Raw genomic sequence first — 5240 nt, forward strand, 5'->3', positions numbered from 1 at the left:
AGTCCATTTATGTGATTTCCTTCTTTATTTACATATTCCCCTTCACTATGATTTACCAATCTATGTAAATATCCTTTTGTCGCTATCCCTGTATAACCTCGCCAAGTATCTGAACAAACAACCGTCCCTTTTTTAACTTTATTCTCAATAAGCGGCTGTAAATCTTTCTTTTCTACTCCATCTATTATTCTTGCCCATACTCTCCCATCTCTGCAAAGAATCCCAAAAACTGGCTGATTCCTAGTTCCTCTCTCTCTTTTGCTTTTTACTTCTTTCCTCTTTTGTCCCATATTTTTATTCTTCCTTCTGTCTTCCAAAATATGTCTCATCTACTTCTACTATCCCTTCAAAACTCTTTGGAATATCTCTTTTCATAATTTCCCTTATTTTATTACAACATTTTAAAATTTTATACTCTGATAATCCCGTTTGCTCTTTTATCATTTTTACCCTTCCAGATACTAAAAACCACTTCAAAAATTTCTTCCATTCATATCTGTTTAAATTTAACAGATGCTTCTTTTTTCTAAACTCAACTTCACCCCTTCAAGACAGGAAAACCATAAGTGTCAGAAGTCAGGAAAGATATTGGTATGTAGCACCTTAGGTAATTACAAAAATTTCTTGATTTTTCTGCTGATTTATTAGACCTTATATGGTAAGGATTTCCTTGTTTTTGAACCTTTTGATGCTAATATATTACTGGATTTTATAGTACACTAATTTATCACAAAATCTTTTTGGGATATATTATTTTTCTATTTTCAAATTATATTTGCTTGTATTTCCTACTTTATCAATCGCATAGATATTAAACCCATTTGGAATAATAACAGTGCCAGATTGAGGAAAACCCCAGATTTCTATTTCTGTAACTGTTTTCCATCCTTCTCCAAAAAGAAGAATTTTTAAATACCGAATTTGTTGTAATTGAGAAAAATTTGCTTCTGCAACATATAAGTTCAAATGTGGCTCTATATAATATTGATATAACGGAAATGATATTCCTGGTAAAGAAGTCATTTTTTGCCAATTTTCATCCTCTTCCTTTTTACCCCAAATTTCAATTCTATCTATATTTTCCCAACAATATACAATTACCCTACCAATTAAAACATTGTCTTTAAGGTCAAAAGTAATTATAGTAGGGTCAGAGCCAATATCCCATCTTACTTCTGATATACAAAACCAACCAGGACGAGCATCTCCATCTATAAGGTCATAACCAGTGTCATCTTTTCTTGCCCCCCATTGGTCAGGATAAGGGTCAAGAGAATAACTAATTGTTTTTTCTTTTATATCTTTATCATTTTCTGAAAGAGGAATAAGAAATAGGTAATCATATTGGTAAAAATTGTCTTTTACTTTATTCATAGAAATACGACTACTTACTTGTTCTGCTTCTGGTCGCCATTTATTATAATCTCTTATCTGCCATTGAATTCCTTTCTTTTTCGCATCCCATCCAAAACGAGGTTTTATTTGAGCAGGAAATGCTAATGGTTCATCTGTCTCAACATTTATTCTAATTCCTGTAAGATTGTCAGAAAAATAAAGTTTTTCTGTATTGACTTTTATTTCTGGTGGTTTATCATCAACTAAAATATCTGCTTTTAAAGAAAACGGGAAAAACTTATTACTTTTATCAAATGAAATAGAAGTAAGAGTTACAGAAAAAGTTAAAGGACCTTTTATGGTTTCTTTTAGTTTAAAACCAATAAGAAATTCAATTCTATTCTCAAAAAAAACAGGTAATTCTAAATCTTCTTTGAAATTTACTTGTATTTCCGGAAATTCATTTGTGTTTATTTCCCCATCTATTTTCTGCCAGTCCTGTGGAAAATTTATTAAAAATTTATTATATTCTCCTGATGCCTTAAAAACATCTATCTCCTCTATATCTTCTCTCTCTAAATTTGAAAAAACTAAACTAAATCCACTTATCTTTTCACCAGAAGTGCCACATACCTTTAATCCAAATGGGGCAAGATATTGTCCTTTCCCAATAGTAAAATCATCTGCCAGTTTCTCTATCTGTATTGTTATACCCCCTTCCACAGAAAAAACAGTAATAATAATTAATATAAAAAAACAAACTATTCTCCTCATTTTTCATATGCTCCAAATTCTGCAAGATGTCCAAAAGAAGAAAATTCTATCCTGAATGCTTCTGTTTCTGGAATATCTATTTCATATTCATGGACAACTGCTTGACAAAGTGAAATTCCCTTTTGTTCTGGTGAAAATTCTACCCACTTATTTATTTCATCATCCCAGAAAAGATGATATATCTTTGGTTCTTTTAAATTTATCAAATGCCAATTATTATCAGAAAAATATTTTACATTATATGAAATTTTATTTAAGTATTGCGGAGAAAAAACTAATCTTATTCTCTTTATATTGCTTTTTTTTCTTAAATTTATTTCTACATAAGGTGAATTATCATTATAAGAAAGCCAATCACTTATATAACCACCATCAATTGCAGCAAAAGAACAACGATATGGGTTGCATGATGATACCTTTATTTTCCCTCCTTCCCATCCTAATGCTAAATTTTCAGAACCACTTACCCCAATCCATGCATCTTCTTCTCTAAAATTCTCCAATGTTTTTCTAAATGGTAAATCTGGAACTGGTTGACTAATATAAATATGTGTCTGATAAGGGGCAAATTCATCTGTTATTTTATTTCCATCTCCTTTAACCTGTCTATTCTCTGAAAGAACCCAATATGTATTTTTATCAACAGGTATATCTATTTGGTCTCTTGTATTCCTTGTATTAACTGCAAAAATATATTCAACGCCATTTAATTCTTTCTTCAAATAATGAACTGATTTTATTTTAGACCAATTAACCTCATAAGAAGATAATAATACTGGTTCTAAATAATGTATTTCTGAACTAAATTCTTTTAAAGCAGACCACAAAGCAGGAACATCTAATAAATTAGAAGAAGAAGAGGAAAATGCCCAATAGATAATCCCTTTTGCTCCATGAATTAGTGATAGATATGTCATTGCTCTTATTTCTTGAATTGTTGGATAACGGGATACCTCTGGATCCCCACCAAAATAACCACTTGGAAAACATTGAAGAACTGCCCACACTGGCTTTTTGTTTCCACAGGACTTTACTGCTTCATCTATAAATATAGATATTCTTTCTAATGGTCTCATAGGAAAATTCTTATTTTTCTCAAAACCTAAGTAAGGGTCCATCATTATTATATCTGTTAGGTCTTTATCTAATTTTATACCTCCTGTGGTATCATGAACTACACTAATTGGCCTATAAGGGTCCATATCTCTCATAAGTTTTAAGGCATCCCTGTATGCTGACCTATTTAGGTCCTTGTGAATTTCAGGCTCATCTGCACAATACCAACCAACTATACGATATGGATTCTGAGAAATTAGGTCTTGAACTTTTTGAATACCTGCTTGATTTAATTGACTTGAACGAGCATGAGTAAATAATCCAATAGTTGAAGCAAACTCCCATGCTTGATTTTCTTCTAACCACTCTAATGTCTCTTTTGATGGGAGAGAATAACTAAATATAAAATTATATCCACTTTTCTTGTAATTAACACAAGATGAAACACTATAAAATCCTAATGGAAAAACTGGTTTCCCTTTTACTACAAAATTATTGTTTTCATCTATCCAAACTTCTGTTCCTTCTGTTGGAGATAGTTTTTTTAAAGGAATGACCATCTCCCCTTTATCTGATTTTATTTGAATAAAATATTCTCCTACTTTTAAATCTGGTATAGGAATAGATATTTCTTTTTCTTTACCTTTAAATGAAAAAGATTTTTGAACTATTTCTTTATTGTCTTTGCCTTTTATTTTTATTGTCCCTTTTAGTAAAGAATTTGAAGATAAATTCTCTATTTTAATAATAATAGAAGATATTTTTTGTGATGGAAAAATACTATTTCTGTAATATGGCTTCAATAAACTGACAGAAAAAGAAAGTGGCGGAACTTCTACCTCATCTTGCCAAAAGTATACAATTTCATCTCCTTCTTTTAATTCACACTTTATTTTATATTCTCCTTCTTTTATAAGTGAGATTGGAAAATTTAATTCTGTTTTCCCAGAAGAAAAGAAAATTTCTTTTTGTTCTTGATGATAAAAATTGTCAACACCTGAAAGTAAAAAATTTAATATATATGTTTTTCCATCTCCTTGATTGCTGAAATCTATTATTAAATTGCCATTTATAAGGCCATTTTCTCTTGATAAAAAGAGAAATTTTGCATTTTCTACTTTGATAACTGATGATATTTGGGCATTCACTCCTTCTAAAAAAGCAAACTTTTCTGGATTATGAAAACCCCTTTCTTTCCCCATTGGTGGCCATACACTTAATTCTCCATTTATTTTATTCTCACGAGAAAAACTTATTCGCCAATCAGAAGATAAAAAATTATCAAAAAGTCCAAAAGGTATTGACATCTCTACTATATATTTATCACTAAACACCCTCGATTGCACTTCCCAACTGCCTCCCCATTCAGGAATGTCTATACTCCCCTCTTCTATTCTCTTTTCATCGTATTTTATACCTAAGGTATTGGCTACAAAATGATAATATGGGTCTGCATCAGAAAAAGGGGAAACAAATAACTCTACACAATCATCATTCCATACTTGCTTGTCATTCTCAATAACTTTTGCCTCTAATTTGTCAATATCTTTTTCTTTACAAATAAATGCCACAAATATTCTCTTGCCATTATGCCATATTACTGCTTCACTTTCCTGCGTCGGTATTTCTTTACCTCCAAGTAAATAAAAAGGACCCGTTGATACTGCTTTTTTCCATACATCTTCTTCTATATTACCATCTATAATTACATTATCTTGAAAAAATGGAATTCTTATCCTCGGTATTTCTTCACTTATTACAGGATAATTTAAAAAAAGATAAAAAATAAACATATTTACTACTTTTTTAAAATATTTCTTATTCATTTTTATCTCCTCTTTTTCTGTTTCTCTTCCTTTTTTAACAACCCATCCCCTTTTGAAATCTCCCCTGAAAATTCCCTCTTACTCCCGTTGTACCTATTGAAATACATTACGGCACCAACTCTACTTCTGCTACTCCCCGCTACTTCTGTCGGTTTTACAAAAGGGGAATTTTAACTCCTTCCTTTTTTCCTTTTCATCTCTCTTTCATCTAAGTTTTTGACAATACCTTCTGTTTACCAGTTAACTGCT

At 30.8% G+C, this 5240-nt stretch carries 4 protein-coding genes; all 4 read right to left on the reverse strand.

Features of this window, described 5'->3' with window-relative positions:
• Positions 1-290 (reverse strand): transposase (locus PLW95_07750; GenBank protein HOV22547.1); only part of this gene is annotated, 290 nt, incomplete at its 3' end.
• A 4-nt stretch (positions 291-294) separates the two neighbouring features.
• Complete coding sequence (locus tag PLW95_07755; GenBank protein HOV22548.1) at positions 295-444, reverse strand: hypothetical protein; 150 nt, start codon at positions 442-444, stop codon at positions 295-297.
• Positions 445-750: 306 nt separating this feature from the next.
• Positions 751-2109: a hypothetical protein gene (locus tag PLW95_07760; protein ID HOV22549.1), complete on the reverse strand. Its 1359-nt coding sequence runs from the start codon at positions 2107-2109 to the stop codon at positions 751-753.
• Complete coding sequence (locus tag PLW95_07765) at positions 2106-4991, reverse strand: carbohydrate-binding family 9-like protein (protein ID HOV22550.1); 2886 nt, start codon at positions 4989-4991, stop codon at positions 2106-2108. Before PLW95_07765 ends, PLW95_07760 begins: the two co-directional genes overlap by 4 nt.
• Positions 4992-5240 lie beyond the last annotated feature (249 nt).

This window comes from bacterium (genome assembly GCA_035370465.1).
Lineage (GTDB): Bacteria > Ratteibacteria > UBA8468 > B48-G9 > JAFGKM01 > JAGGVW01.

Coding starts and splice junctions, on each gene's coding strand:
- PLW95_07760 (HOV22549.1), bottom strand. CDS start 2,109: ATGAGGAGAATAGTTTGTTTTTTTATATTAATTATTATTACTGTTTTT.
- PLW95_07755 (HOV22548.1), bottom strand. CDS start 444: ATGATAAAAGAGCAAACGGGATTATCAGAGTATAAAATTTTAAAATGT.
- PLW95_07765 (HOV22550.1), bottom strand. CDS start 4,991: ATGAATAAGAAATATTTTAAAAAAGTAGTAAATATGTTTATTTTTTAT.